The following is a 5,254-nucleotide window of genomic DNA, read 5'->3' on the forward strand; positions in this document are numbered from 1 at the left end:
CTCCGGCTGGGCGCACTGGCTCATGCGCGACGGCCTGCTGGTGATCCACGACGTGTTCCCGGACCCGGCCGACGGCGGGCAGCCGCCGTACCACGTCTTCCTGCGCGCGCTCGAGAGCGGCGCCTTCACCGAGGTGGAGGCACTGGGCTCGATGCGGGTGCTGCGGCGGACCTCGGGTCAGGCCGGCGAGCCGGTCGGCTGAGGACAGCCGCACTCGAGCCCGAGCTCGCGGAAGTGCGGCGCCAGCGAGGTGCCGCGGTAGATCCCCGACCCGGCGGTGCCGTGGCCGGCGACCTCACCGAGCGCGTCGACGGCCAGGATGACGGCGGCGGCGGTGTACGTCGTGTGCTCGACCGGCCAGTAGACGTTGCGCGGCTCCCCCTCGGGTGCGTTGGCCGGCTCGCCGTACACCCAGCCGGTCCAGTAGCGACCGTCGCTCTCGCGCAGGTGCTGCATGTCGGCCAGCAGCGTGAGCGCCCCGCGGTGGTCACCGAGGCCGTCGAGCGCCATCGCGAGCTCACAGGTCTCGGCGCCGGTGACCCAGGGGTTGGAGTCGACGCAGTGGATGCCGAGGCCGGGCACCACGAACTCGTCCCAGCGGGTCGCCAGGAGGTCGGTGGCGGCGCGACCGCGCACGGCCCCGCCGAGCACCGGGTAGTACCAGTCCATGGAGTACGTCGACTTGTCGGCGAACAGGTCGCGGTGCTCGCGCACGGCGTGCCCGAGACGGCCGCCGGCCAGCTCCCACTCCGGCTGGGGGTCGTCGAGCAGGTCGGCGAGCGCCACGCCGGCGCGCAGCGAGTGGTAGATGCTGGAGTTGCCGGTCAGCAGGCAGAAGTCCTCGGTCGGCGTCCAGTTGATGCCGCCCCAGGCGACCTGCTGGGAGACCACCCAGTGCAGCGCGGCGCGCACGACCGGCCAGTACTCGTGGACGAACGCGATGTCGCGGCGCACGAGCCAGTGGTGCCACACGCCGACCGCGAGGTAGGCGGTCATGTTGACGTCGCCGCGCTCGTCCTCGGGGACGCCGTTCACGATCTTCATCGGGAACGAGCCGTCCTCGCGCTGCAGCGCGGGCATCCACGCATAGGCGCGCTCGGCGGCCTCGACCTCGCCGCCGACGAGCATCGCCATCGCGGCCTCGACGTGGTTCCACATGTCGACGTGCTCGCCGACGGTCCAGGGCACGGCTCCCCACGGCTCCTGCATCGCCACGATGGACGCGGCGGTCTCCGCGACCTGCTCGGCGGTGAGGATGCCCTCGACGTACGGGACGCGCGCCAGGCGACCGGTCACCGGCCGCCCACCGGCTTGCGGAAGTAGAGCACCATGCTCTTCCCGATCAGCGGGTCGAGCACCTTGCTCGCCACCTGGAGCGTCCGGGGCGCCTTCATGATCTCCCACACCAGGAGCTTGTGATAGGTCCGGGCCAGCACGTGCTCGTCGTTGTTGACGCCGACCGCGCACTTGATCCACCAGTACGGCGCGTGCAGGCCGTGGGCGTAGTCCTTGCCCTCGAAGATCATCGCGTCGCCGGGCTCGCCGTCGTTGTACTTGCCGGCCTTGGTCACCTTGTCGATGAGCTCGTGGTCGGTGTAGATGCGGATGTGGCCGCCCGGGGCGTTGTGGTAGTCGTCGGACAGCCGCCAGTTGATGACCTCGGGCAGCCAGCGCGGCACCGAGATCGCCAGCGTGCCGCCGGGGCGCAGCACCCGCACGAGCTCCTTGATGGCGTCGACGTCGCGGTGGATGTGCTCGAGCACCTCGGCGGCCACGATCCGGTCGAACTCGCCGTCGGCGAAGGGCAGCTCGAGGGCGTCACCCTGCTTGATGTCGGCACTGGCGCCCTCGGGCACCTCACCGTTCTCCTTCATCGCGCCGAAGATCTCCAGCACGCCGGCGAGCTCGTCGGCGTCCATGTCGAAGGCGACCACGTCCGCACCGCGGCGGTACATCTCGAACGCGTGCCGGCCACCGCCGGCACCCATGTCGAGCACCCGCTCACCCGGCTGGAGGCCGAGTCGGTCGAAGTCAACGGTCAGCACGTGCAGTCTCCTTCTGCTTCTCGGACTCGTAGTCCGCGATCACTTCCTCGTACGCCGCCGCGACCTTCTGCGCGACGGCGCGCCAGCTGAACAGCTCCTCGACCCGGGCGCGGCCGGCCGCGCCGTACCGCTCCCGGCGCTCGGGGTCGTCGAGCAGCGCCGCGATCGCCGCGGTCAGCTCGCCCACGTCGCCCGGGGTGACCAGGTCGGAGCAGAGGCCGTCGGGGCCGACGACCTCGGGGATGGCGCCGGCGCGGGACACCACGAGCGGGGTCGCGCAGGCCATCAGCTCGGCGGTCGGCAGCGAGAACCCCTCATAGAGCGAGGGCACGCAGGCGACCTCGGCCGAGCCCATCAGCTCGACGAGCTCGTCGTCGCTGACGCCGTGCACGAAGCGCACGGAGTCGCCGATCGAGAGCTTGTCGATGAGCTTCTCGGTGCGACCGCCCGGCGTGGGCTTGGTGACGAGGATCAGCTCGACGTCGCGCTCGGTGCGCAGCTTGGCGAAGGCCTCGAGCAGCGTGGCGATGCCCTTCATGGGCGCGTCGGCGCTGGCCATCGCGAGGATGCGGCCGGGGACGCGGGGCTTGGTCGGCGGGACGAAGTTGTCGTCGACCCCGAGCAGGATCACCTGCATGCGCGCCGGATCGACGCCGAAGTCCTTGACGATGTCGCGCTTGGAGGTCTCCGAGGGCGTCATGATCTTGCGGGCCTGGCGCGCGACGCGGCCCTGCATCTTCAAGAAGCCGTACCAGCGGCTGAGGGTGAACTTGCGCCACGGGTTGCGGGTGGCGGCCATGTCGATGCGGCGGTCGAAGGTGATCGGGTGGTGCAGCGTCGTGATCAGCGGCAGCCCCATCTTCTCGATCTCGAGCATGCCGTAGCCGAGCACCTGGTTGTCGTGGACGATGTCGAAGTCGTCGACCCGGTCGCGCAGGGCGCGGGCGGCGCGCAGGCTGAACGTCTTGGGCTCGGGGAACCCGGCCGCGCACATCGTCGCGAACTCCTCGACGTCGATGCGGTCGCGGAACTCCTTGAGCTTGGGCACCCGGAACGGGTCGGGCTCGCGGTAGAGGTCCAGGCTCGGGAGCTTGGTGAGCGTCACGCCCTCGTCGAGCTCGGGGTAGGGCTGGCCCGAGAAGACCTCCACGGAGTGACCGAGGTTGACGAGCTCGCGGCTCAGGTGCCGGATGTAGATGCCCTGACCGCCGCAGTGGGGCTTGCTCCGGTAGGACAACAGTGCGACCCGCATCCGCACCCTCTCTCTCGTCCCCCGACGGTGCCGGAGGGTTGGCCGGATGCGTGGGACACGCCGTGCCGGACGAACTGGAACGTGTTCCTATTTTAGACTACGCGTTGGTAGCCTAGCCGCCGATATGCAACGGGCAGTCGCCAGTCTCTAAACTCGAGCGGACCGGGGTCGTCCCGATCGTCTTCCAACCCGTCAGGGGGTCCCTGTGAGCAGCGCCAACTCGTTGGCCGTCGAAGACCTGGGTTCTGCCGCTCAGCGCGACCGCCGCAAGCGCATCCTCGACGCGACGATCTCGCTGGCCTCGCAGGGCGGCTTCGACGCCGTACAGATGCGCGCCGTCGCCGAGCAGGCCGACGTCGCGCTGGGCACGCTCTACCGCTACTTCCCCTCCAAGATCCACCTGCTCGTCTCGGCTCTCCAGCGCGAGTTCGAGCGCACCGAGGTCGCGCTGCGCGACCGCCCGATCGAGGGCGACACCACCGCCGAGCGCGTCATCAGCGTGCTCAAGCGCACCACACGCGGCATGCAGAGCGACCCCAAGCTCACCGAGGCCCTCACCCGCGCGTTCATGTTCGCGGACGCCTCGGTGGCGGCGGAGATCCACCAGGTCGGCATGCTGCTCACCTCGATGCTGATCCGCGTGATGCGCCCCGACGACCACGACAAGGTCACCGAGGAGGACGTCGCGATCGCCAAGGTGATCGGTGACGTCTGGCTCTCCGCACTCGTCGGCTGGGTCACCGGCCGCAACTCCGCCGCCGAGACCGGTCAGCAGATCGAGGTCGCGGTCAAGCTCCTGCTGCGCGACTGACGGCTCCGCGCCTTCGGATTACGTGGCCGGCTGCCCAGGATTGGCACGGTCCAATCGCTGTTGGCGCTTTCGCCTGCGATACTGGTCGTGATGACGAACCACGCACGGGCCCCGCGCCACCTGGCGAGCAGCCCCTTCCGACCCGATCCTGAGCCCATCGTCCCGGAGTTCGAGGTCGCGGATCTCGTCAACCACGACTCCCACGGGATGGGTCGCGTCACCCACGTCGACTCCAGCGCGGTGATGGTGAACTTCGGCGCCCAGACCGTCCGGGTCCCCCGCCCGTTCCACAAGATGGCCAAGCTCTGACGCACGCCGAGCGCGGTGGTTGAGGTGCGAGGAGCGCCAGCGACGAGCCTCGAAACCACCGCCACGCTGCGAGTCCCGGGCCTTGCCTGACACCGCAGCGCTCGACGACCCCGTCGGCGCCTCGCTCCGTGGCCCGCACACCCACCTGGCGCGCCGGCACGGCAACGCGCTCGCGTACGTCCCCGATGTCGCGACGTTCGTCGCGGTCCCGGCTTCCCCTGGCCCGGCCGACTGGGACGACCTCGCCTGGCTGCTCGGGCCTGGAGGCTTCGCCGATCTGTTCAGCTCCCCCGCCGAGCCGCCACCCGACTGGCCGCCGGTCTTCTCGTTGACCGGCGTCCAGATGGTTGGACCTGCGGCCGTCGGCCCGGCTCCCGCGGGCGGACCGGACATGGACGAGCTCGGCCCGGCCGACGTGCCGGCGATGCTCGCCCTGGCCCACCGCACCTCCCCCGGTCCGTTCTGGCCCCGCACCATCGAGATGGGCCGCTACGTCGGCATCCGCGACGGCGGCACCCTCGTCGCCATGGCCGGCGAACGCCTGCACCCGCCCGGCTTCACGGAGATCAGCGCGGTCCGCACCGCTCCCGAGGCCCGTGGTCGTGGGTACGCCGCACGCCTGGTCACCGAGCTGATGGCCGACGTCCTTGCCCGCGGCGAACGCCCCTTCCTTCACGTCGCCTCGGACAACGCCGCCGCTCGTGGGCTCTACGAGCGTCTGGGCTTCACCGTCCGCCGGGACGTGGTCTTCCACGGCTCGCGGGTGCCTGACTAGAGGCTCGCCCTCGGGTCACGTTGCCGCCGGAGCAAGCATGGGCGAACCACTCGTGCATACTG

6 protein-coding genes and 1 pseudogene are annotated in these 5,254 nt (G+C 70.5%); 4 read left to right on the top strand and 3 right to left on the bottom strand.

The features are described 5' to 3' along the window. Positions 1–202 (top strand): annotated as a pseudogene (locus VGE38_RS07240) (class I SAM-dependent methyltransferase); the annotation flags it as partial. Here VGE38_RS07240 and VGE38_RS07245 read toward each other — a convergent pair. Genes VGE38_RS07245 through VGE38_RS07255 form a run of 3 tightly spaced genes read right to left on the bottom strand, consistent with a single transcriptional unit; the run spans position 178 to position 3,297 of the window. Continuing rightward, positions 178–1,296, bottom strand: a complete 1,119-nt coding sequence (locus tag VGE38_RS07245) for a prenyltransferase/squalene oxidase repeat-containing protein (RefSeq protein WP_331141861.1) — start codon at positions 1,294–1,296, stop codon at positions 178–180. The pseudogene VGE38_RS07240 and the gene VGE38_RS07245 sit on opposite strands and share 25 nt — an antisense overlap. Continuing rightward, positions 1,293–2,045, bottom strand: a complete 753-nt coding sequence (locus VGE38_RS07250; RefSeq protein ID WP_331141862.1) for a class I SAM-dependent methyltransferase — start codon at positions 2,043–2,045, stop codon at positions 1,293–1,295. Before VGE38_RS07250 ends, VGE38_RS07245 begins: the two co-directional genes overlap by 4 nt. After that, positions 2,032–3,297 carry a glycosyltransferase family 4 protein gene (locus VGE38_RS07255; protein WP_331141863.1) on the bottom strand — a complete coding sequence of 422 codons (1,266 nt, stop codon included), beginning with the start codon at positions 3,295–3,297 and terminating at the stop codon, positions 2,032–2,034. Before VGE38_RS07255 ends, VGE38_RS07250 begins: the two co-directional genes overlap by 14 nt. A gap of 205 nt (positions 3,298–3,502) precedes the next feature. Here VGE38_RS07255 and VGE38_RS07260 point away from each other — a divergent pair, with 205 nt between their 5' ends. From VGE38_RS07260 to VGE38_RS07270, 3 genes are all read left to right on the top strand, one after another. Beyond that, on the top strand, positions 3,503–4,108 hold the full coding sequence (locus VGE38_RS07260) for a TetR family transcriptional regulator (protein ID WP_331141864.1): 606 nt from the start codon (positions 3,503–3,505) through the stop codon (positions 4,106–4,108). 90 nt (positions 4,109–4,198) lie between these two features. Beyond that, entirely contained in the window at positions 4,199–4,417 is a 219-nt protein-coding gene (locus VGE38_RS07265) for a hypothetical protein (protein WP_331141865.1), read from the top strand. Positions 4,418–4,499: 82 nt separating this feature from the next. Beyond that, complete coding sequence (locus tag VGE38_RS07270) at positions 4,500–5,192, top strand: GNAT family N-acetyltransferase (RefSeq protein WP_331141866.1); 693 nt, start codon at positions 4,500–4,502, stop codon at positions 5,190–5,192. Positions 5,193–5,254 lie beyond the last annotated feature (62 nt).

It is taken from the genome of Nocardioides sp., from assembly GCF_036405735.1.
GTDB lineage: Bacteria > Actinomycetota > Actinomycetes > Propionibacteriales > Nocardioidaceae > Nocardioides.

Coding starts and splice junctions, on each gene's coding strand:
- VGE38_RS07255 (WP_331141863.1), bottom strand. CDS start 3,297: ATGCGGGTCGCACTGTTGTCCTACCGGAGCAAGCCCCACTGCGGCGGT.
- VGE38_RS07265 (WP_331141865.1), top strand. CDS start 4,199: ATGACGAACCACGCACGGGCCCCGCGCCACCTGGCGAGCAGCCCCTTC.